Below are 22,097 nucleotides of genomic sequence, written 5' to 3' on the forward strand. Positions count from 1 at the left end.
TGGATACGGGCGTCTTGGATGACGGTGCGGCGGGCGCGCTTATTCGCTGGCGCCGACCATGGCGTCGATCAGGTAGTCGACCAGGCCCTCGGCCTGCACGGTGGCCTGTTGCCCACCGCCTTCGGCCTGATCGCGCTGGCGAAGTTCCTTGACCTGGACCACGCCAGCGGCCACTTCGTCGTCGCCAATGATAACGGCATAGGCCGCGCCGCTTGCGTCGGCGCGCTTCATCTGCGACTTAAAGCTGCCGCCCTTGCCGTCGGGGCTGGCGTGGAGCACCACGTCCAGGCCGGCGTCGCGCAGCCGCTCGGCCGCGACCATCGCCTGCTGCGCGGCGGCTTCGCCCTGGTGCACGAGGTAGACATCGCAACCCGCGGCGTCGGGCACCACGCCCTCTTCGCGGATCAGCTCGATGATGCGCTCGACGCCCATGGCCCAGCCGCAAGCCGGTGCCGGCTTGCCGCCCATCTGCGCGATCAGCGGGTCATAGCGGCCGCCGCCGGCGATGGTGCCCTGCGCGCCGAGCTTGTCGGTGATCCACTCGAACACCGTCAGGTTGTAGTAGTCCAGCCCGCGCACCAGGCGCGGATTGATCTTGAAGGGGATGTTGTTGGCCTTGAGCAGGCGCTGCACGCCCTCGAAGTGAGCCAGCGACTCTTCGCCCAGGAAGTCGATCAGCTTGGGCGCATTGGCGGCCATTTCCTGCAGCGCCGGATTCTTGGTATCCAGCACGCGCAGCGGGTTGGTGTACAGGCGGCGCTTGCTGTCATCGTCCAGGATGTCCTGGAAGCCCTCCAGGTACTTGATCAGCTCCTCGCGGTGGGCGGCACGCTCATTGGCCTGCCCCAGCGAATTGATCTCCAGGCGCACGCCGACCAGGCCCAGGTCGTCCCACAGGCGCTGGCACATCAGGATGATCTCGGCGTCGACGTCCGGACCGGCAAAGCCCAGCGCCTCGGCGCCCAGCTGGTGGAACTGGCGATAGCGGCCGCGCTGCGGGCGCTCGTGGCGGAACATCGGGCCGGTGTACCACAGGCGCTTGGGGCCGTCGTACAGAAGGTTGTGCTCGATGGTCGCGCGCACGGCGGCGGCGGTCCCTTCGGGACGCAACGTCAGCTGCTCGCCGTTGAGCGCATCGGTGAAGGAGTACATCTCCTTCTCGACGATGTCGGTCACCTCGCCGATGCCGCGCACGAACAGCTGCGTGTGCTCGACGATCGGCGTGCGCAGCTGCTGGTAGCCGTAGGCGCGCAACATGGCGCGGGCGGCATTCTCGAAATGCTCCCACAGCGGCGCGTCGGCCGGAAGCATGTCGTTCATGCCCTTCACGCCCTGCAGCGCCTTGGCGGGCTTCACCTTCTGCTCGGCTTTCAGTTCAGCCTTCGGTTCAGTCTTGGCAGCGCCGGCGGCGGCTGCGTTGTCGGATTGCGTCATTCTGTTCTTGTCAGCTTCTGGGGCCTGGCCGGTGCGGCTCAGGCTGCCACTTCTTTATCGGCCCGTGCAGCACCCGGGCCGTAATGCGTGCGAACGTACTCGTCGACGATCGCCTGAAATTCCTCGGCAATGCGCTCGCCGCGCAGCGTCTTTACCTTGACGCCGTCGACGAACACCGGCGCCGCGGGCGACTCGCCCGAGCCCGGCAGCGAAATGCCGATATTGGCGTGCTTGCTCTCGCCCGGGCCGTTGACGATGCAGCCCATCACGGCCACATCCATTTCCTCGACGCCCGGATAGGCGGTTTTCCAATGCGGCATCTGCTCGCGCAGGTACGTCTGGATGCTTGCCGCGAGCTCCTGGAACACCGTGCTGGTGGTGCGGCCACATCCCGGGCATGCAATCACCATCGGGGTGAAGTTGCGCAGGCCCATGGTCTGCAGGATTTCCTGCCCCACATACACTTCCTTCTCGCGCGGCGCGCCGGGTTCCGGCGTCAGCGAGATGCGGACCGTGTCGCCGATGCCTTCCTGCAGCAGCACCGACAGCGCCGCCGTGGAGGCGACGATGCCCTTGCTGCCCATGCCGGCCTCGGTCAGGCCCAGGTGCAGCGCATAGTCGCAGCGGCGCGCCAGTTCGCGGTAGACCGCGATCAGCTCCTGCACCTGCGATACCTTGCACGACAGGATGATCTGGCTGCCCGGCAGGCCGATCTCTTCAGCCTTTTTCGCCGAATCGATCGCCGAGGTGATCAGCGCCTCGATCATCACGCTCTGCGCCGGCCAAGGCTCGGCGCGCGACGCGTTCTCGTCCATGATGCGCGCCAGCAGGTCCTGGTCCAGGCTGCCCCAGTTCACGCCAATGCGCACCGGCTTGTTGTAGCGGCACGCCATCTCGATCATCTGCGCGAACTGCGTGTCGCGCTTGGCGCCCTGCCCCACGTTGCCCGGGTTGATGCGGTACTTGGACAGCGCCTCGGCGCAGGCCGGATAGTCCTGCAGCAGCTTGTGGCCGTTGTAGTGGAAGTCGCCCACCAGCGGCACGTCGACGCCCATGCGGTCGAGCTGCTCACGGATCGACGGCACCGCGGCGGCGGCCTCGGGCGTGTTCACCGTGATGCGCACGATTTCCGAACCCGCGCGCGCCAGGTCCTTCACCTGGATCGCCGTGCCGATGGCGTCGACCGTGTCCGTGTTGGTCATCGACTGCACGCGCACCGGCGCATCGCCGCCGATGGTCACCACGTTATCGCCCCACACGACGCGCGCCTGGCGCGTCTGGCGGCGCGGCAGCGAGCCGGGCAGGACCGGGAGACAGAGCTGTTGGTTCATAGCATTACCACCTTGCAAAGACGCACTGCGCCGCACCTTTCGCCGGCCCGGATCAGGGCAGCGTCAGGCGCGCCACGTTGTTGCGGTTGGCTGCCTTCAGGTCGACCGGCTCGCCGTTGCGCGTCATCGACTCGACACCCTTGACGTTGCCGATCACCACCTTGTACGGGGCCTTGCCGCCGCCGGCCACGGCCTGGCCGGCCTTGGCCGTGCCGCCCAGCACGATCTTGCCGCTGCTGTCGCGGACTTCATACCAGGTGTCGGCGGCGAAGCGGATCTGCAGTTCGCCGGCGCCCGCAGGCGCTGCGGGCACCGGCGCGGGCGTTGCTGCGGCCGGCGCAACAATGGGCGCAACAACTGGCACGGCAGCCACGGCCGATGCCGGCGCGGCAGTCGCGACCGCGGCGCTGACCGGCGTGGTTTCGGCCGAGGGCGCCGGCGAGTCGGCGGCGGCCATTACCGGCGGCAGCGCTGCGGTCACCGTGCCGGGCTCGGTCGGTTGCGCGGCGGCATGTTCTTCCGTCACGGCAGTCTCGGTCGCGCTGCTGCGGGTCTCGATCCACTGGCGGATATGGTCCAGGCCGAACCAGCCACCGGCGGCCAGCACCACCGCCACCAGCGCCAGCCAGACCCAGCGGCCGCCAGCTCCGCCGCTGCGGAAGCGCTTGCGGTCGTCGAACGCCGCATTGAGGCTGCCCTCGCGCTGGCGCGCGATTTCGTTGACCGGTGCCACCGGAGGCTGGAAGCGCGCCAGCAGCGCGTCGATATCGACATGCAGCATGCGCGCGTAGGCCCGCATCACGCCCTTGGCGAAAGTGACGTCGGGCAGCGACTGCAGGTCGCCGGCTTCGATCGCGCGCAGCTTTGGCGCCGCCACTTTCAGGCGTGCGCTGACATCTTCCACCGACAGCCGCTGCGCTTCGCGCTCGCGCGCCAGTGCCGCGCCAATCTCGCGCGCTGCGGCTTCGCGTTCTCCTTCGTGCGCGCCACCGCCGACGTATTGCGTCGGTACGGCCTGGCCTGCGGCGCGGTCGTGCTCACTCATCCCATGCTCCTTGTTCGTATGCGGTCAACTCACGCGAATCGGGGAAGCGGCTGCGCAGCTGCGCGACCAGCGCATCCTGCGTGCGGCCATCGCCCTGGCGGTGTGCAATGCGCGCTCCCAGCCAGAGGGATTGCGCACTGGCAAATTGGCTGCTGTTGACGCGCTGGGCATACTGCCGGGCCTGCGCGAAATCGCCGCGCCGGTAGTAGACCAGCGCCAGATTGGTGTTTGCCACCGGATTGTTGCGGTCGTAGCCTAGTGCGGCCTTCAGATTCTTTTCCGCCTCGGCGCTGTTGCCGCGACGCAGCTCGCACGCACCCAGGCTGATCAGCGGTTTCACCGGACCACCGGCCGACGGCGCCGACACGGCGCGCTGCAGCATCGGCACGGCCTCGCCATAGCGGCCCGACTGGCACAGGAACCAGCCATAGTTGTTGAGCAGGTCGCCGTCGTTGCCGCGCATCGATACCGCGGTGCGGAAGCTGTCGTCGGCCAGCGCCTGCTCGTTCATATTCATGTAGATCAGCGCGCGCACATGGTAGGCATCCGCGAGCGACGGATCGATGGCGATCGCCTGCTTGATCTCGTCAAGCGCGACCGCATTCTGGCCGGCTTCGAGATAGTTGGTGGCCAGCTGCAGCCGGATGCCGGCGCGGCGCCTTGCATCGGTCTGGTCGGAAGCGGTCTGGAGATCCTGAGCCGGCGAGTGCGGCAGCTGGCAGCCGGACAACATCAGCAGCCCGAACAGGGCCGCAGCGATCAGACGGATCATGCAGGGCGAGCCTCCCGAGGCTGGCCGGCGCTGTTGACCGGCACCAGTGGCGTGATCTTGCCGAACTTGCCGCGCTCGGCCAGGCGGGTACGGTCCTTCACTTCCCCGGCCAGCTGTCCGCAGGCGGCGTCGATATCGTCGCCGCGCGTCTTGCGGATGGTGGTCACGATGCCCGCGTCCATCAGCACCTGCGCGAAGCGCCGGATCTGCTCGTTGTTGGAACGCTTCAGGCCCGATTCGGGGAACGGGTTGAACGGGATCAGGTTGAACTTGCACGGCACGTCGGCGACAAGCTTCAGCAGTTCCCGCGCATGCTCGACGCCATCGTTGACGCCGTCCAGCATGCAGTATTCGAAAGTAATGAAATCGCGCGGCGCGAATTCCAGGTAGCGGCGGCATGCCGCCACCAGTTCGGCCAGCGGGTATTTCTTGTTCAGCGGCACCAGCACGTCGCGCAAGGCGTCGTTGGACGCGTGCAGCGACACGGCGAGCGCCACCGGCAGGTCCTTGGACAGCCGGTCCATCATCGGCACCACGCCGGAAGTGGACAGGGTCACGCGGCGGCGCGACAGGCCGTAGGCGTTGTCGTCCAGCATCAGCCGCATGGCCGGCACCACGGCATCGTAGTTCAGCAGCGGCTCGCCCATGCCCATCATCAACCACGTTGGAGATGACGCGGTCGTCCTTGGGGCCTCGGCACAGCTGCTCGCGCATGGCAACTCCGCCATCCACAGCTGGCCAATGATTTCGCCGTGGTCAGGTTGCGCGAAAAGCCTGCTTGCCGGTCGAGCAGAAGCGGCAGTGACGCGCAGCCCGCCTGCGAGGAGACGCACAGCGTGCCGCGCGTTTCTCGGGGATGTACACCGTTTCCACCGCATTGCCCTCACCGACGTCGAGCAGCCACTTGCGCGTGCCGTCGGCCGACAGGTTGTCGGTGATGGCGGCAGGCGCGCGGATCTCGGCCCGGGTCGAGAGCTTTTCGCGCAGCGACTTGGCGAGATCCGACATGGCGTCGAAACGGCTGGCACCGTAGTGGTGGATCCAGCGTTGCAGTTGCCGCGCACGGAACGGCTTCTCGCCGAGCTCGCCGCAATAGGCGGTGAGCGCGTCCGCGTCGAGGTCGAGCAGGTTGACGAGATCGTTCATGACGGCAAACTCGGCTTCAGTTCAGTCAGCAGCCAATTAGCGGCTGTAGACGTTCATGCCCGGGAAGAAGAAGGAAACTTCCACGGCAGCGGTTTCGGCGGCGTCCGAGCCGTGCACGGCGTTGGCGTCGATGCTGTCGGCGAAGTCGGCGCGGATGGTGCCCTTCTCGGCCTTCTTCGGGTCGGTGGCGCCCATCAGGTCACGGTTCTTGGCGATGGCGTTTTCGCCTTCCAGGGCCTGGATCATGACCGGGCCGGAAACCATGAAGTCGACCAGATCCTTGAAGAACGGACGCTCCTTGTGCACAGCATAGAACTGCTCGGCTTCACCGCGCGACAGGTGCACCATCTTGGCAGCAACGATCTTCAGGCCGGCGGCCTCGAAACGGGCGTAGATCTGGCCGATGACGTTCTTGGCCACGGCATCCGGCTTGATAATCGACAGGGTGCGTTCGATCGCCATGAAAAACTCCGAAAAATGAAGGGGTTACAAATGGATTAAACGTGCAATTCTAGCACGAAGACGATGACCCTTTCGAGGGTCTGGGCCGCTCTGGCGCGGGTGTCACCGGTCAAAAGCCACATCCTGGCCGCAAGTAGCACTGGCTGCACATTACATCCTCGTCATGTCTGGAACGTGGCGCCCCGGCGTCCGTCAAACGAAGGCAGCGCGGAACAGGCCGAAACAGGGGCGCGGGTGCCTGCGGGATTACCCCGCCCTTGCAATTCGGCCAACCAGATGCCACATTGACGATGGTTCCGTCCGCGGTCGATCCGAAAATTCTCTTTATTTCGGACAGGCCCGGCGCCTCACCGTTTCGAGACAGGAGTCACCATGGATAACAAGCTGAATACCTACGGTTTCGGCAACAGTGCGTCGACCGTCACTGACGTCGTCGTTCGCAACCGGGTCTTGCGCAACACTTACTGGCTGCTGGCCCTTTCGATGATCCCCACCGTGCTGGGTGCATGGGTCGGCGTGGCCACCGGCTTCAGCTTCATGGCGGGCAGCCCCGGCCTGTCGCTAATCCTGTTCCTGGCCATCGCGTTCGGGTTCTTCTTCGCCATCGAGAAAACCAAGAACAGCAGCATGGGCGTGGTGCTGTTGCTGGCATTCACGTTCTTCATGGGACTGATGCTGTCGCGCCTGATCAGCGCAACGCTGGCGTTTTCCAACGGACCGGCGCTGATCATGTACGCCTTTGGCGGCACGGCGGCAGTGTTCGGCGCGATGGCGACCATCGCCACCGTCAGCAAGCGCGATTTTTCCGGCCTGGGCAAGTTCCTGTTCGTCGGCCTGATCCTGCTGATCCTGGCCAGCGTTGCCAATATCTGGCTGCAGCTGCCGTCGCTGATGATCACGGTGTCGGTGATCGCGATCGGTATCTTCTCGGCTTACATCCTGTTCGATGTACAGCGCGTGGTGAACGGCGGCGAGACCAACTACATCACCGCCACGCTGGCGATCTACCTCGACGTGTACAACGTCTTCGCCAACCTGCTGGCGCTGCTGGGCATCTTCGGCGGCAGCCGGGAATGACGGCAAACGCCGCGGCATGAAAAAAGCCGGCCAAGGCCGGCTTTTTCTTTTGGCGCACGGCGCGGTCAGTCGCGGTCGAATACCGCAATCGACTCCACGTGCGACGTGTGGGGAAACATATTGACCACGCCGGCGCCGCTCAGGCGGTAGCCCGCCTCGTGCACCAGCAGGCCGGCATCGCGCGCCAGCGTGGCGGGACTGCACGACACGTAGACGATGCGCCGCGGCAGCACGTGGCTGCCCTGCTGCGCCAGCTCGCCGAGCGCCTTGCTCACCGCGAGCGCGCCTTCGCGCGGCGGATCGACCAGCCAGCGGTCGAAGCGGCCCAGCGCGGCGATGTCGTCGGCAGTGACTTCGAACAGGTTGCGGCACGCGAACTCGGTTTTGGCGGCCAGCCCGTTGTATTCCGCATTGGCCAGTGCGCGCGTGGTCAGCGCCTCGCTGCCCTCGATGCCCATCACCGACTTGCCCTGCGTGGCCAGCGGCAGCGTGAAATTGCCGATGCCGCAGAAAAGGTCGAGCAGGCGGTCGCCCGGCTGCGCATCGAGCAGGCGCAGCGCGCGGCCGATCAGCACGCGATTGATCTGGTGGTTCACCTGCGTGAAGTCGGTCGGCTTGAACGGCATGCGGATGCCGAATTCCGGCAGCGTATAGGCCAGCTCGACGTCGGTCGGGTAGAACGGGTAGACCGTGTCCGGCCCCTTCGGCTGCAGCCAGAACTGCACCTTGTATTCATCGGCGAAGGCGCGCAGCAGGTCCTTGTCGGCATCGGTCAGCGGCTCGAGGATGCGCAGCACCAGCGCCGTCACTTCATGCCCGACGGCCAGCTCGATCTGCGGCATGCGGTCGCGGATCGACAGGCCCGCCACCAGTTCGCGCAGCGGCACCAGCATCGCCGAGACATGCGGCGGCAGGATTTCACAACGCGTCATGTCGGCGACATAGCTGCTCTTGCGCTCATGGAAGCCCACCAGCACGCCGCCCTTCTTCACCACGTGGCGCACGGTCAGGCGCGCGCGGTAGCGGTAGCCCCAGTCCGGACCGGCGATCGGCCGGAACACCACGTCGGGCTTCACCTTGGACAGGTGCCACAAGTTGTCTTCCAGCACGCGCTGCTTGATCGCAAGCTGCGCGCGCGAATCCAGATGCTGCATCGAGCACCCGCCGCAGACACCGAAATGCTGGCAGCCCGGCTTTACGCGCATCACCGATTCTTGCAGGACTTCGCCGAGGTGCGCCTGCTCGAAGCTGGGCTTGCGCCGGTAGCTGCGATAACTGACGGTCTCGCCCGGCAATGCGCCTTCGACGAAGATCACCTTGCCAGGCGTGCCGTCCTCGTTCACCAGGCGGCCGACGCCGCGTGCCTCCATGTCGAGGCTGTCGATCGACACCACGGGGTCGACGCCCGGAGCATTGCCATTGGCATTGCCACGGCCACGGGGCTCTTTTGCGGCGGGAGCGGCACCCGGTGCAGCTGATTCGGGCGCGACGGCGGTCGTTTCTTGTGGGGAGGACACGGCTTGGGACACCAGATAAAACCTGACGTATTGTTTTACGAAAGCGCGATTGTATGCCAGACCGGCCGGGTCAACGATGGAGGCGTCGCATGGAACTGATTTCTTGGAATATCCAATGGGGCCGCGGCGCGGACGGGCGTGTGGACCTGGCGCGGCAGGTGGACACACTGCACGCGATGGCCGATGTCGATGTGATCTGCCTGCAGGAAGTCACGCGCGGATTCGGTGAACTGCGCGGCGAGCCAAGCATCGACCAGGTTGCCGAACTGACCGCCCTGCTGCCAGGCTATCACCTGCTCTTTGCGTCAGGCGTGGACCGGCGCGACCGCAACGGCACACACAAGCAATTCGGCAACCTGATCGCCACGCGGCTACCAGTACGCGAGGTATTCCGGCACGCCTTGCCGTGGCCGGCGGACCCGCAAGTGGCGTCGATGCCGCGCGTTGCGCTGGAAGTCACCGTCGAAGCCGGCACGCAGTCGCTGCGCGTGATCTGCACGCACCTTGAGTATTACTCGGCGCTCCAGCGCGCGGCGCAGGCCGAAGCCCTGCGCGACTGGCATGCCCAGGCCTGCGACCACGCGCGTCGCCCGGGCCGCAGCGAGAAGTGGCCCGGGCCGTTCACGCCGGAACCGCGCCCCGCCGAAGCCATCCTGTGCGGCGATTTCAACAGCAAACCCGACGACATTGCCTATCGGCGCATGCTGGAGCCGTTCGACGACGCCACCACGCCATGGCGCGACGCCTGGCTGCTCACACATCCCGGCCAGCCGCACGCGCCGACCTGCGCCATCCATGACAAGGAGCAATGGCCCGAGCCACCGTTCGCCTGCGACTTCATGTTCGTCACGGACAACCTGGCCGCGCGGATCCGGCGTTGCGAGATCAACGCAGATACGGCCGACTCGGACCACCAGCCGATCCTGCTATCGCTGGACCTTTAAGGCCGTGGCGCCCGCCGGCGGGTGTCCGCGGGCGCAGGCGCGATCAGTCCTCGAAGTCGTCGGCTTCGGGCGTGAGGCGCTGCAGGCGGAAGGCCTGCAGGTATTCCATCCACTGTTCGCCAGGCAGTTCCGCCAGCGATTCCTGAACGAGTTCCATCTCCATGTCGAACTCGCGCGGCGACATGCCGCCGCGCATCAGCTGGAAACGGCAGTACATCAGGTAGGTATTGACGACGTCGGTCTCGCAGTAGGCGCGGATCTCGTCGAGCTGGCCAGCCTGGTAAGCATGCCAGACCTTGCTGCCATCCATCCCCATCTTGCCCGGGAAACCGCAGAGCTTGGCGAGGTCATCCAGCGGCGCGCTGGCGCGCGGCTGGTACATCGCCAGCAGGTCCATCAAGTCCAGGTGCCGCATGTGGTAGCGGCTGATGTAGTTGTTCCACTTGAAGTCACGGCTATCTTCGTCGCGGCCCTCGCCCATCTCCCAGTAGCGCGGCGCGGTGACGCCGTTGACCAGGCCGCGGTAATGCAGCACGGGGAGATCGAATCCGCCACCGTTCCATGAAACCAGTTGCGGGCTGTAGCGGGCGATCAGTTCGTAGAACTTCTGGATCAGCGTGGCTTCGTTGTCCTCGATGGTGCCGAGCGAGCCCACATGGAACACCGCCGAGCCATCGCGGTGCGTGCGCCGCAGCACACAGGAAATCGCGGCGACACGCTGAAGGTAGTGCGGCAGGAAATCGCTGCCGGTTTTCTCGCGGCGGGCGGCGAAGGCGTGTTCGGCGACTTCGCCGTCGCTCATCGCATCGGGGTGGTCATGCAAACGGCGCAGGCCGGCGACATCGGGAATGGTCTCGATGTCGAATACCAGCACAGGGGTCATAAAACGGCGTCCTTCCTGACACCTTGCGAAGCGAAATGCCGCTTGAGCTTGACCAGCGCCTCCTGCTGGATCTGGCGTACGCGCTCGCGCGTGAGGCCCATCTCCTCGGCGAGCTCTTCCAGCGTGGCGGGCTCGATATGGTTGAGGCCGAAGCGGCGCTCCACCACATAGCGATGCTTTTCCGACAGGCGTGCCAGCCAGAGCTTCATCAGCCCTTCCAGCTCGCGGTGCGCCACCTCCTGGTCGGGGGCGGCGTTGTGCTCGTCGGAGAGGAAATCCAGGAGGCTCGAGCCGGGATCGAGGTCGAACGGCGTATCGAGCGAGGTGGTATGTTCGTTGAGTGCCAGGACGTCCTGCACTTCGTCCGGCGTCTTGCCCAGCAGGTGGGCGATGTCTTCCAGGCTGGCATCGCGCCCGTCGGTGCCGCCCTTCTCCAGATGGCGCTTGGCGCGCAGCACCTGGTTCAGTTCACGGATCACGTGCACCGGCAGGCGAACGGTGCGGGCCTGGTTCATGATGGCGCGCTCGATGCTCTGGCGGATCCACCAGGTCGCATAGGTCGAGAAGCGGAACCCGCGCGACGGATCGAATTTCTCGATCGCGTGCATCAGGCCCAGGTTGCCTTCCTCGATCAGGTCGAGCAGCGGCACGCCGCGATTGAGGTAACCCTTGGCGATGCTGACCACCAGCCGCAGGTTGCGCTCGATCATGACCTGGCGCGCGGCAAAGTCGCCGTCCTTGGCCAGCGTGGAAAAATGCAGTTCCTCCGGCGCGGACAGCAGCGGCTTGATGCTGATGCGGTTCAGGTAATGCTGGACGGTGTCGGCGGCCAGCTCGGTATGCAGCACCGTGCGGAAGTCATCGTGCTCGGCCGCTGCGCCGTCGCTGCCGTTCTCGCCTTCGCTGTCTTCCTCGTCCTCGGACTCGTCATCGTCATCATCGCGCAGATGGCGGTCGTTGTCGTCGGCGAGCAGGTCCGCTTCGCGCAGGCCCACCGAAGTGGACGTGGCGATCGGCTCGTCGGTCGCGGGAATCAGGTCGGCAGCGAGATCGGGCTCGAACGCTTGCGCGTCGGCGTGCTCGTCGGGATGTGCCACACCAGCCTTCACTTCCGGCTGCTTGGGACGGCGAGCCCTGCTGACAGTTGTTCCGGAGGAGACGGTTTTCTGGCGTGGCATGAACCCTCACTGTGGCGGCAGGTACCGCATCGGATCAACCGGTTTTCCGTTCTTGCGAACTTCGAAGTGAAGCTTCACCCGGTCGGTATCACTGTTGCCCATCTCCGCAATCTTCTGGCCCTTGCGGACCGCGGATTGCTCTGCCACGAGCACCTTTTCGTTGTGCCCGTACGCAGTAAGAAATGTCTCGTTGTGTTTGATGATGACAAGATTCCCGTAGCCGCGCAAGGGGCCAACGTGAATCACTCGGCCATCGTCGGCGGCCAGCACCGCATCGCCCTTCTTGCCCGCAATATCGATGCCTTTATTGCCCTTGTCATCGAATTTACCGACCATCTGGCCGGTTGCCGGCCAGGCCAGCTTGATCGCGCCGTCAGCGGCCGGCGCGGCGGGGGTGGCGGCCGCTGCCGCGGGCGTTGCCGGCGCCGCCGCTGCGGCGGCAGGCGGTGCTGCGGGCGTGCCCACCGGGCGCGCCTGGTCGATCGGCTGGGACTGCACCGTGGCCGGGGCGATCGGCGTGGTGGAAACCCCGGGCGCAGCGTTGACGTCGGCACCCGGAGGCACGATGCGCAACAACTGGCCAACTTCGATCTGGTTCACATTGGACAGGTTGTTCCAGGTCGCGACGTCACGGTACGACTGGCCGTTTTCCAGGGCGATTCGATAAAGCGTATCGCCTCGCTTGACCCGATAGTATCCAGGCGGTGCCGGCTCCATCGACGCGGCGGCAGCGCCCGAGGTGGAGGTGCGGTCAACGACAGGGGCCGGCATCGGCGAATTAGCGCAGGCGGCCAGCAGGGCCGTCAGCGCGGAAGCCGTAAAAAGTTGACCGGCGCGTGCGAAATATTGCGATTTCACGATGTTGTGCATAGTTCGACTCAGATGGTGCCCGATTTTAAGGGCACAAAGAAAACGGCTTCAAGCGCGGTTCGGTGAAAGCGATGGCGGTTGCGCCGCTCGATCAGCAGCAGCTGCTGCGTCACCGTCTGGCCGGGCACGCCCGCCGGCGGCACCACGGCCACCGGGGCGATCAGCCGCCCGCCTACCTCCAGCTGTTCCAGCAGCGCCTGTGGCACCTCCATGCCGGCAGCGGCCAGGATGATGGCCGAGAACGGGGCCGCCTGCGGCAGCCCGAGCATGCCGTCGCCATAGTGCAGGCGCAGGTTGGGTACGCGCAGCGGGCGCAGGTTCGCCTTGGCCTGTTCGTGCAGCGGCCGGATGCGCTCGATCGAGAAGACTTCGCGCGCCACCTGGCTCAGCACCGCGGCCTGGTAGCCGCAGCCGGTGCCGATCTCCAGCACGCGCTCCAGCGGCGTGTCGGCGGCCAGGCCGTCGCGCAGCAGTTCGATCATGCGCGCCACCACCGACGGTTTGGAAATGGTCTGCTGGTGGCCGATCGGCAGCGCGGCGTCTTCATACGCCTGCGAGGCCAGCCCCGGCTCGACGAACAGGTGGCGCGGCACCGTGGCGATGGCCGACAGCACGCGCTCGTCGCGGATGCCGCCGGCGCGCAGCCGGCCCGCCAGCGCGGCACGCGCACGCGCGGAAGCCATGCCCCCGCCGCCGGCCGTAGCCGCCGAGGCGCGCTGCTCCACGGCGCTCGCGGGTGCGGGCGCCGGCGCAGGCGCGGCTGTACGCGGCAGCCTTGGCTTGGCGGGTTTCGGGGGCGGCGCGGCTGCCGTCCCCGTGCGCCGCGCGTCGACGGCAGGCATGCCGGCGGTGCGTGCCGGTGCGGGCTTGCGTTCGACGACCGCGTCCAGCGGCAGGGGGAACTTGTTGCGTCGGGGCGTGGAACTCATCGGGGGCGCGACACTGCGGAGCGGCTGCCTATTTCAGCCACTGGTCGAGCGCGTCGAGCTGCCCGCGGTGGGTCAGGTCGAGCTGCAACGGCGTCAGCGAGACATAGCCGGCGGCAGTGGCATGGAAGTCCGTGCCTTCGCTGGCATCGCGCGCATCGCCGGCCGGGCCGATCCAGTAGTTGGTGTCGCCGCGCGGATTCACCTGCGTGATCACCGGCTGGGAAGGATGGCGCTTGCCCAGGCGCGTGGCGCGATAGCCCTTGATATGTTCGAACGGCAGGCTCGGGATATTGACGTTGAGCAGGAAGGGCTCGGCGGGCGGCTGGCTGATGATGCGCTCGACCACGGTGCGCGCGATGCGCGCGGCTGCATCGAGATGCTCCCAGCCCTTGTCGACCTGCGAGAAGGCCACCGACGGGATGCCGAGCAGATAGCCTTCGATGGCGGCGGCGACGGTGCCGGAATACAGCACGTCCTCGCCCATGTTCTGTCCCTGGTTGATGCCGGACACCACCAGGTCGGGCTTCTCATCCAGCAGCCCGGTCAGCGCGATGTGCACGCAGTCGGTCGGCGTGCCGTTGACGAAGCGGAATCCCTTCTGCACGCCTTCGCGCGCTTCGTAGATCGACAGCGGGCGCTGCAGCGTCAGGGAGTTGGAAGCGCCGCTGTGGTTCTGCTCGGGCGCAATGACCGTAATCCGGCCCAGCGGGGCGAGCGCAGCATGCAGAACGGCCAATCCCGGCGCGAGATAACCGTCATCGTTGGCAAGGAGGATATGCATGGCGCGATTGTACCTGAGCGCGCGCCGCACAAGCGCCCCGTGCGCCGCGCCGGAATCCCGTCCGGGCGCACGCCGCGAGCCGGTATGCAGGGCGCAAATAACCGCCCCCGCGGGTTCGGCATGGAACAGAACGACCGTGCTATTTGTACGCTACACTTGCCCTGCCCGCCCGCTTAAGCTTGACTGGCGCGGAAGCCATACACATCGAAACGGAGACAAGATGAAAGCCGTACTGTGCAAAGCCTGGGGCCCCCCTGATTCCCTGACCGTGGAAACCCTGCCTGACCTGGTGCCGGGCGCTGGCGAAGTGGTCATCGACGTGAAGGCGGCCGCCGTCAACTTCCCGGATGTGCTCATCATCCAGAACAAATACCAGGCCAAGCCTGCGCTGCCGTTCAGCCCCGGCTCCGAGCTGGCCGGCGTGGTCAATGCTGTGGGCGAAGGCGTCACCCACGTCAAGCCGGGCGACAAGGTCATCGCCTACCTGGGCAATGGCGCATTTGCCACGCAGGCCAAGGCGCCCGCCGCCTCGGTGGTGCCGATGCCGCCGGGCATCGACTTCGAGACCGCCGCGGCCTTCACGCTGACCTACGGCACTTCGCACCATGCGGTGATCGACCGCGGCGAGCTGAAGGCGGGCCAGACCATGCTCGTGCTGGGTGCGGCCGGCGGCGTGGGCATCGCGGCGATCGAGATCGGCAAGGCCATCGGCGCGCGCGTGATCGCCGCCGCGTCTACCGACGAAAAGCTGGCGGTGTGCAAGGAGCACGGAGCCGATGCGCTGATCAACTACAGCACCGAAGACCTCCGCGAGCGCGTCAAGGCGCTGACCGACGGCAAGGGCCCGGATGTGGTCTACGATCCGGTGGGCGGCATCTATGCCGAGCCGGCGTTCCGCTCGATCGGCTGGCGCGGCCGCTACCTGGTGGTGGGTTTTGCCAATGGCGAGATCCCGAGGCTGCCGCTGAACCTGGCGCTGCTCAAGGGCGCATCGCTGGTGGGCGTGTTCTGGGGCGACTTCGTGCGCCGCGAGCCTAAGGCCAACCAGGCCAACATGGCGCAGATGCTGGGCTGGATGAAGGAAGGCAAGATCCGTCCGCATATCTCGGCGCGCTATCCGCTGGAACAGGCGCCGCAGGCGCTCAAGGACATGGAAGCGCGCAAGGTGACCGGCAAGATCGTGATCGTGCCCTAATCGTGCCCTCGGCGTGCGCTGAAGCACGCGCCAGGCGGCGGGCGCCCTGCCCGCCGCCGATAAGAGAGGCGCAGGACATGCGGCAACGCCCTGCGCCCGCTGCTGACGGTGTCGGTCTGTTTCGGGGCCACAGGACTGTGTGCCGTCTCTCGCTTAAGGCAAAGGAAGCAAACCAGCGCGGACCCGGAGGTCAGAGCTTCTCCGTCTCCCCGCTCCTGGGCTGCCACTTCATCAGCCGCTTCTCGCCGATGCCGACCATCCAGTCCAGCATCAGCGCGAATGCCGTCAGCACCACGATGCCGGCAAACACCGTGTTGATGTCGAAGGTGCCCTCGGCCTGCAGGATCAGGTAGCCCACGCCGCGCGCCGAGCCCAGGTACTCGCCCACGACTGCACCGACGAAGGCCAGTCCCACCGAGGTATGCAGCGACGAAAACACCCAGCTGGTTGCACTCGGCAGGTACACATGGCGCAGCAGCTGATGCTGGTTTGCGCCCAGCATGCGCGCGTTGGCCAGCACCACCGGGCTCACTTCCTTCACGCCCTGGTAGACGTTGAAGAAGACGATAAAGAACACCAGCGTCACCGCCAGCGCCACCTTCGACCAGATCCCCAGGCCGAACCACACCGCGAAGATCGGCGCCAGGATCACGCGCGGCATCGAGTTCATCGCCTTGACGTAGGGATCCAGGATGGCCGAGGTCATCGGGCTCAGCGCCAGCCACAGGCCTACGCCGAGACCCGCCAGCGTGCCGATGCCGAAGGCCAGCACGGTCTCGAGCAGCGTCACGCCCAGGTGCAGGTAGATATCGCGCTCGATGAAAAACCAGTTCCAGATCCGCTGCGCGACCATCAGCGGTTCGCCAAAGAAGAAGGCGACCTGCTGCGAACGCGTGGCGATGTGCCAGATGCCCAGGATCACCACCAGCACCAGCAGCTGCCAGACGCGCAGCATGCCCTTGGAGTCGTTGCGGAATGCCATCAGGGTTCGGTTGTCGTTCGGTTGTCGTTGTGATGACGTAGCAATGGCAGGCTCAGGCCACCTTGAGCTGCTGCGCATAGCCCTTGAGCACTTCCTCGCGCAGCACGTCCCAGATCGCGGCGTGCAGTTCGACAAAGCGCGGATGATTGCGGATCTCGGCCACGTCGCGCGGGCGCGGCAGGTCGATGGCGAACTCGCCGATCGGATGCGTGGCCGGGCCTGCCGACAGCACCACCACGCGGTCGCTCATGGCGATGGCCTCGTCGAGGTCGTGGGTGATGAACAGCACCGCCTTGCGCTTCGCGGCCCACAGGTCCAGCACCTCGTTCTCCATCAGTTGTCGCGTCTGGATATCGAGCGCCGAGAACGGCTCGTCCATCAGGATGATGTCCGGGTCCAGCACCAGCGTCTGCGCCAGCGCCACGCGCTTGCGCATGCCGCCGGAGAGCTGGTGCGGATAGCGGTCGCCGAAGCCGCCCAGGCCCACGCGGCGCAGCCAGTCCTCGCCCTGCCGCACGGCCTCGGCGCGCGCCACGCCGCGGAATTCGAGCCCGGCGACGACGTTGTCGAGCGCGCTGCGCCACGGCATCAGCGCCTCGGTCTGGAACATGTAGCCGGCGCGCCGGTTGATGCCGCGCAGCGGCTCGCCGAACACGCGTACCTCGCCGCTGGAAGGCTCCAGCAGGCCCGCCCCGACGTTCAGCAACGTCGACTTGCCGCAGCCGGTCGGGCCGACCACCGAGACGAACTCGCCCGGCTGGATCGACAGCGTGACGTCCTTGACCGCGGTATAGCGCTGACTGCGGTCATCGCGCGAGACAAAGGTGCAGGTGACCTTGTCGAGGGAAAGTGCGGGAATGCTCATGGTGCACCGTGTCGTTCGCCATTCGTGCCGCTGGCGAGTGATGAGGGAATGCCTGCCGCTGCCGCAAAGCAAAGGCCCGCTGCGGGCAGCGGGCCGGTGGCGTGCGCGACGCGGTCTTACTTGTACTTGGCGTTGGCCTTCTGCACGAAGGCGTTGGTATAGGTCTCTTCCAGCTTGATCGGCTTGCCCTTCAGTTCGGCGTCGAACTGCTGCAGCGTGTTCAGCGCGGTGCGCGGACCATCGGCCGGCATGGTGCCGTCCGGCGAGATCGCTTCCTTGACCTTGTCCCACGCGGCCAGGTACAGCGCGCGGTCGCCAAGCAGGTAGCTTTCCGGCACGGTCTTGACGATGTCGGACGGGCCGGCCTTCTGCAGCCACTTCAGCGCGCGCACCATGGCATTGGTCAGCGCCTGGGTGGTGTTGGGGTTCTGCTGGATAAAGGCCTGCGATGCATACAGGCAGCCCGACGGCATGTTGCCGCCAAACACCGCCTGCGTGTCCTTGAGCGTGCGCGTGTCCGAGGCGATGCGCACCTCGTTCTTCTGCATCAGCATCGAGATCACCGGGTCGAGGTTGGCCATCGCATCGATCTGGCCCGAACGCATCGCCGCCACCGCGCCGGCGCTGGCGCCCACGCCGATGAACGACACGTCCGACGGCTTCAGGCCATGCTTGGCCAGCACAAAGTTGGCCATCATGTTGGTCGACGACCCCGGCGCGGTCACGCCGATCTTCTTGCCCTTCAGGTCGGCGATCGACTTGAAGTTAGGCATGGTCTTGTTCGACACCACCAGCACGATCTGCGGCGCACGGCCCTGCAGCACGAATTCCTGGTAGCGCTGGCCCTTGGCCTGCAGGTTGATGGTGTGCTCGTAGGCGCCCGAAACCACGTCGGCGCTGCCGCCCACCACGGCCTGCAGCGCCTTGGCGCCGCCGGCGAAGTCGACGATCTCGACGTCCAGGCCTTCGTCCTTGAAATAGCCCTGGCGCTCGGCGATGGTCAGCGGCAGGTAGTAGAACAGGTTCTTGCCGCCGACCGCGATGGTGACCTTGGTTTTCTCCGGCTTGCCCTGCGCCTGCGCATGACCGAAGGTGAACCAGCCGGCCAGGAACAGCGCCAGCGCGATCAGGAACTGCTTCCAGAATTTCTTGTTATACATGCTTGTCTCCTACCCGTTTCCTGTCCGTTTGTTGTCCATTTGGATTCGGACGGCGATGCGCGAAAGCACGGCGTGCCGCCGTGCGGCAAGTTGCGATGCTACCGGGTGGATGGAGGGTCCGCATCGGTATCTATACCTAGGCGGGCTCCTGGTGTGCTCCCCTCTCCCGCATGCGGGAGAGGGGAGACAACATCCGCGCTTCAATGCTTACTCAGCGTGAATATCCGCAGACTTGATCACCTTGCCCCAGCGCGCCAGTTCGGCCTTCTGGTACTGCGCCAGTTGCTGTGGGTTCATGTACTTCGCCTCGGCACCCAGTTCCTCCGCCTTCTTGCGGAAGGCTTCGGTGCGCATGATCTTCTCGATCTCGCCGGTCAGCTTGTCGACCACGGCCTTGGGCGTGCCGGCCGGCGCATACATTGCGAACCACGACGACACGTCGAGGTCGGGATAGCCCGCCTCGGGCGCCGACGGCACGTCCTTCAGGCTGGGCAGGCGCGTCTTGCTGGTCACCACCAGCGGGCGCAGCTTGCCGGCGGCGATATGCCCCATCAGCGGCGGCGGCGTGGTCATGGTCAGGTCGACCGTGCCGCCCAGCAGGTCGGTGATGGCCGGCCCGGTGCCCTTGTAAGGAACGTGCGCGATCTTGGTGCCGGCCATCTGGTTCAGCAGCTCGGTCGAGACGTGCTGCAGCGAACCGTTGCCCGACGACGCGTAGTTGAGCTTGTCCGGGTTGGCCTTGGCGTATGCGACCAGTTCCTTCAGCGACTTGACTGGCAGGTTCTGGCGCACCACCAGCACCTGCGGCGCCGACAGGATATTGGCCACCGGCGCGAAGTCCTTGACCGGATCCCACGACAGGTTCTTCATCAGCAGCGGCGTGATCACGTGGAAGCCCGAGTACTGCAGCATCAGCGTGTAGCCGTCCGGCTTGGCGCGCGCCACCAGCTGCGCGGCAATTCCGCCATTGCCGCCGGGCTTGTTGTCGACCACCACCGGCTGGCCAAGCGCCTTGGACAGCGGCTCGGAAATCATCCGTGCCGCGATGTCGGTGGTGCCGCCTGCCGCGGCGGATACCACCAGCGTGACCGGGCGGCTGGGATAGGCGTCCTGCGCCAGCGCGGCAGGCGCCAGCCACGCGGTACCGAGCGCGGCCAGCGTGGCAGCGACGGCCTTGCGCCGGGCGATAAGGGTGGACGTGGCCGGCTTGGCAGCGTTGCGTTGAAGGGCTTGCTTCATGAGGGTCTCCATTTGTATTGCTGTCTTGTTGTTGTCGGGGTGCGGCGCTAGGCCTGCACCGCGAAATGCTCCGCCATCCATCCCGGCGGCTGGTGCGTGCGCAGGCGCGGGCCGGCGCTGAGCAACTGGCTGTGGATGTCGCGCCCGACCAGCGCCGGCAGGCCGGCCACCGCGCCGAGCAGCGCGCCGAGGCTGACCCCGGTCTGCACGCCCATGCAGTCGAACATGTGGACCAGGTCCTCGGTGCTGACATTGCCGCTGGCCCCGGGTGCATAGGGGCAGCCGCCGAGGCCGCCGGCGGCCGCGTCGAAGCGGGTTACGCCGGTCTCCCATGCCGCCAGCGCGTTGGCCAGGCCCATGCCGCGCGTGTTGTGCAGGTGGATGGTCAGGCCGGTGCCGGGCAGCGCCGCCTGGAAGCGCTCGCACAGCGCGGCCACTTGCGTGGGATAGGCCATGCCGGTGGTGTCGCACAGCGTAATGCCCGCCGCGCCGGCTTCGGCGAAGCGCGTGGCCAGCGCCATCACCGCGCCGGCCTCGACCTCGCCCTCAAAGGGGCAGCCGAACACCGTCGACAGCGAGATATTGACCGGCACGCCGGCGGCGCTGGCGGCTTCGATCATCGCCAGCAACTGCGCCTGCGACTGCTCGCGCGTCATGCGCAGGTTGGCGCGGTTATGCGTCTCGCTGGCCGACATCACCAGGTTGACCTCGTCCGGCCGGCACGACAGCGCGCGTTCCAGCCCGCGCAGGTTGGGCACCAGCACGGTGTAGCGCACGCCGGGGAAGCGCTGGATCTGGTGCATCACCGCTTCGGCATCGGCGAGCGCGGGGATGGCGCGTGCCGACGTGAACGAGGTGGCTTCGATGCGGGCGAAGCCGCAGGCCGACAGCGCATCGACAAAGGCGACCTTGCCGTCGGTGGGCACCACCACCGGCTCGATCTGCAGGCCGTCGCGCGGCGCGACTTCATTGATTTCGACGCGGGCCGGGCCGCGCAGCTGGGCGGCGGCGCTCATGCGATCACCTTGCGCGCGCGCAGGTCGGCGATGGCGGCATCGTCGAAGCCCGCCTGCTTCAGCACCGCATCGGTATGCTCGCCCAACGTGGGCGCGCGGTCATGGATGCCGCCCGGGCTGGCCGACAGCTTGGGCACCACGCCCGGCACTTCCACGGTCAGGCCGCCGGCCGAGGTCACCGACTCGATCACGCCGCGGGCGCGGTAGTGCGGGTCTTCGGCAATATCCTTGACGGTATAGATGCGGCCCGACGGCACCTGCGCCTCGCGCAGCACCGCCAGCACCGATTCCACCGTCTGCGTGCGGGTCCAGTCGGCGATGGCGGCATCGATCTCGTCGACACGTTTCACGCGGCCGTCGTTCTGGGCCAGCGCCGGGTCATCGGCCAGGTCGGGCCGGCCGATGGCCAGCATCATGCGCTTGAAGATGGCATCGCCGTTGGCCGCCACCAGCACGTATTCGCCGCTGCTGCAGGGATAGGCGTTGGACGGGGCGATGCCCGGCAGCGCGCCGCCGGCGGGCTGGCGCACCGCGCCAAAGGCGGAGTATTCCGGCAGCAGGCTTTCACTCAGGTTGAACAGCGATTCATACAGCGCCACGTCGATCACCTGGCCCTCGCCGCCGCGCGCATCGCGCTGGTACAGCGCCAGCAGCACGCCCATGGCGCCGTGCAGCCCGGCGATGGTGTCGCCCAGCGACAATCCGGCGCGCACCGGCGCGCGGCCCGGCTCGCCGGTCAGGTGACGCAGTCCCGCCATGGCCTCGGCCACCGCGGCAAAGCCCGGCTCGTCTTTCTTGGGGCCGGTCTGGCCGTAGCCCGACACGCGCAGCATGATCAGGCGCGGGTTGTCGGCATGCAGCACGTCCCAGCCCAGGCCCCACTTTTCCATGGTGCCGGGGCGGAAGTTCTCGATCAGCACATCGGCCTCGGCGGCCAGCTTTCGCACCAGCGCCTGCCCTTCCGGCTGGCGCAGGTCGATGCAGATCGATTCCTTGTTGCGCGACTGCGCTTCCCACCACACCGACGTGCCCTCATGCAGCATGCGCCATTTGCGCAGCGGGTCGCCCTGCCCGGGCGGCTCTACCTTGATGATGTGGGCGCCGAAATCGGCCAGGGTTTTCGCGGCAAAGGGGCCGGCGATAAGTTGTCCGAGTTCGAGGACGCGGATGCCCTCGAGGATCTGTTGCGCCATGGCGTGTCTCCGTGCAATGCGGGGGATTCGTTGCGCCGCGGAAATTCGATCTGGTGATCGATACCGCCGCGTCTGTCA

At 66.5% G+C, this 22,097-nt stretch carries 20 protein-coding genes and 1 pseudogene; 3 read left to right on the top strand and 18 right to left on the bottom strand.

Annotated elements, in window-relative coordinates; all coding sequences use genetic code 11:
* Window positions 1-39 precede the first annotated feature (39 nt).
* The 6 genes and pseudogenes from hisS to ndk form a co-directional block, all read right to left on the bottom strand.
* Window positions 40-1,434 carry a histidine--tRNA ligase gene (hisS, locus tag E0W60_RS21295; protein WP_133096530.1) on the bottom strand — a complete coding sequence of 465 codons (1,395 nt, stop codon included), beginning with the start codon at window positions 1,432-1,434 and terminating at the stop codon, window positions 40-42.
* Window positions 1,435-1,472: 38 nt separating this feature from the next.
* Window positions 1,473-2,765: a flavodoxin-dependent (E)-4-hydroxy-3-methylbut-2-enyl-diphosphate synthase gene (ispG, locus tag E0W60_RS21300; protein ID WP_133096531.1), complete on the bottom strand. Its 1,293-nt coding sequence runs from the start codon at window positions 2,763-2,765 to the stop codon at window positions 1,473-1,475.
* 52 nt (window positions 2,766-2,817) lie between these two features.
* Window positions 2,818-3,810 carry a RodZ domain-containing protein gene (locus E0W60_RS21305; RefSeq protein ID WP_133096532.1) on the bottom strand — a complete coding sequence of 331 codons (993 nt, stop codon included), beginning with the start codon at window positions 3,808-3,810 and terminating at the stop codon, window positions 2,818-2,820.
* Entirely contained in the window at window positions 3,803-4,582 is a 780-nt protein-coding gene (gene pilW / locus E0W60_RS21310) for a type IV pilus biogenesis/stability protein PilW (RefSeq protein WP_135705508.1), read from the bottom strand. The genes E0W60_RS21305 and pilW overlap by 8 nt, the downstream gene beginning before the upstream one ends.
* Window positions 4,579-5,728: pseudogene (gene rlmN / locus E0W60_RS21315) on the bottom strand (23S rRNA (adenine(2503)-C(2))-methyltransferase RlmN). Before rlmN ends, pilW begins: the two are co-directional and overlap by 4 nt.
* A 36-nt stretch (window positions 5,729-5,764) precedes the next feature.
* On the bottom strand, window positions 5,765-6,190 hold the full coding sequence (ndk, locus tag E0W60_RS21320; RefSeq protein WP_010809422.1) for a nucleoside-diphosphate kinase: 426 nt from the start codon (window positions 6,188-6,190) through the stop codon (window positions 5,765-5,767).
* 372 nt (window positions 6,191-6,562) lie between these two features.
* On the opposite strand from ndk, the gene E0W60_RS21325 reads away from it, so the two are divergent.
* A complete protein-coding gene (locus E0W60_RS21325; protein ID WP_133096535.1) occupies window positions 6,563-7,267 on the top strand; it encodes a Bax inhibitor-1/YccA family protein in 705 nt (234 codons plus the stop codon).
* A gap of 65 nt (window positions 7,268-7,332) precedes the next feature.
* On the opposite strand, the gene rlmD is transcribed toward E0W60_RS21325, so the two are convergent.
* Entirely contained in the window at window positions 7,333-8,637 is a 1,305-nt protein-coding gene (gene rlmD / locus E0W60_RS21330) for a 23S rRNA (uracil(1939)-C(5))-methyltransferase RlmD (protein ID WP_240745996.1), read from the bottom strand.
* A 236-nt stretch (window positions 8,638-8,873) separates the two neighbouring features.
* Between rlmD and E0W60_RS21335 the strand changes: the two genes are divergently transcribed.
* Window positions 8,874-9,728, top strand: coding sequence for an endonuclease/exonuclease/phosphatase family protein (locus E0W60_RS21335; RefSeq protein ID WP_135705509.1), 855 nt, complete (start codon window positions 8,874-8,876; stop codon window positions 9,726-9,728).
* Between the two features lie 43 nt (window positions 9,729-9,771).
* Here E0W60_RS21335 and E0W60_RS21340 read toward each other — a convergent pair whose 3' ends face one another.
* The 5 genes from E0W60_RS21340 to surE are packed head-to-tail and all read right to left on the bottom strand — an operon-like array spanning window position 9,772 to window position 14,369.
* A complete protein-coding gene (locus tag E0W60_RS21340; protein ID WP_133096537.1) occupies window positions 9,772-10,611 on the bottom strand; it encodes a 3'-5' exonuclease in 840 nt (279 codons plus the stop codon).
* Window positions 10,608-11,789: an RNA polymerase sigma factor RpoS gene (gene rpoS / locus E0W60_RS21345; RefSeq protein WP_133096538.1), complete on the bottom strand. Its 1,182-nt coding sequence runs from the start codon at window positions 11,787-11,789 to the stop codon at window positions 10,608-10,610. Before rpoS ends, E0W60_RS21340 begins: the two co-directional genes overlap by 4 nt.
* A gap of 6 nt (window positions 11,790-11,795) precedes the next feature.
* Entirely contained in the window at window positions 11,796-12,659 is an 864-nt protein-coding gene (locus E0W60_RS21350) for a peptidoglycan DD-metalloendopeptidase family protein (RefSeq protein WP_135705510.1), read from the bottom strand.
* Window positions 12,660-12,667: 8 nt separating this feature from the next.
* The gene (locus E0W60_RS21355) at window positions 12,668-13,588 is read right to left on the bottom strand and encodes a protein-L-isoaspartate(D-aspartate) O-methyltransferase (protein WP_133096540.1); all 921 of its coding nucleotides are present in this window, start codon (window positions 13,586-13,588) and stop codon (window positions 12,668-12,670) included.
* 28 nt (window positions 13,589-13,616) lie between these two features.
* Window positions 13,617-14,369 carry a 5'/3'-nucleotidase SurE gene (gene surE / locus E0W60_RS21360; RefSeq protein WP_133096541.1) on the bottom strand — a complete coding sequence of 251 codons (753 nt, stop codon included), beginning with the start codon at window positions 14,367-14,369 and terminating at the stop codon, window positions 13,617-13,619.
* Window positions 14,370-14,589: 220 nt separating this feature from the next.
* Here surE and E0W60_RS21365 point away from each other — a divergent pair, with 220 nt between their 5' ends.
* The gene (locus E0W60_RS21365) at window positions 14,590-15,564 is read left to right on the top strand and encodes an NADPH:quinone oxidoreductase family protein (protein ID WP_063238131.1); all 975 of its coding nucleotides are present in this window, start codon (window positions 14,590-14,592) and stop codon (window positions 15,562-15,564) included.
* 190 nt (window positions 15,565-15,754) lie between these two features.
* Here the strand turns inward: E0W60_RS21365 and E0W60_RS21370 are convergent, their stop codons facing one another.
* From E0W60_RS21370 to E0W60_RS21395, 6 genes are all read right to left on the bottom strand, one after another.
* Window positions 15,755-16,546 (bottom strand): ABC transporter permease, encoded by a 792-nt coding sequence (locus E0W60_RS21370; RefSeq protein WP_133096542.1) that lies wholly within the window; start codon window positions 16,544-16,546, stop codon window positions 15,755-15,757.
* A 52-nt stretch (window positions 16,547-16,598) separates the two neighbouring features.
* The gene (locus tag E0W60_RS21375) at window positions 16,599-17,411 is read right to left on the bottom strand and encodes an ABC transporter ATP-binding protein (RefSeq protein WP_135705511.1); all 813 of its coding nucleotides are present in this window, start codon (window positions 17,409-17,411) and stop codon (window positions 16,599-16,601) included.
* A gap of 116 nt (window positions 17,412-17,527) precedes the next feature.
* A complete protein-coding gene (locus tag E0W60_RS21380) occupies window positions 17,528-18,571 on the bottom strand; it encodes an ABC transporter substrate-binding protein (protein WP_135705512.1) in 1,044 nt (347 codons plus the stop codon).
* Window positions 18,572-18,778: 207 nt separating this feature from the next.
* Window positions 18,779-19,810 (bottom strand): Bug family tripartite tricarboxylate transporter substrate binding protein, encoded by a 1,032-nt coding sequence (locus tag E0W60_RS21385; protein ID WP_135705513.1) that lies wholly within the window; start codon window positions 19,808-19,810, stop codon window positions 18,779-18,781.
* 47 nt (window positions 19,811-19,857) lie between these two features.
* Entirely contained in the window at window positions 19,858-20,826 is a 969-nt protein-coding gene (locus tag E0W60_RS21390) for a hydroxymethylglutaryl-CoA lyase (protein WP_135705514.1), read from the bottom strand.
* Window positions 20,823-22,019 carry a CaiB/BaiF CoA transferase family protein gene (locus E0W60_RS21395; RefSeq protein ID WP_135705515.1) on the bottom strand — a complete coding sequence of 399 codons (1,197 nt, stop codon included), beginning with the start codon at window positions 22,017-22,019 and terminating at the stop codon, window positions 20,823-20,825. The genes E0W60_RS21390 and E0W60_RS21395 overlap by 4 nt, the downstream gene beginning before the upstream one ends.
* Window positions 22,020-22,097 lie beyond the last annotated feature (78 nt).

The organism is Cupriavidus oxalaticus, assembly GCF_004768545.1.
Classification (GTDB): Bacteria; Pseudomonadota; Gammaproteobacteria; order Burkholderiales; family Burkholderiaceae; genus Cupriavidus; species Cupriavidus oxalaticus_A.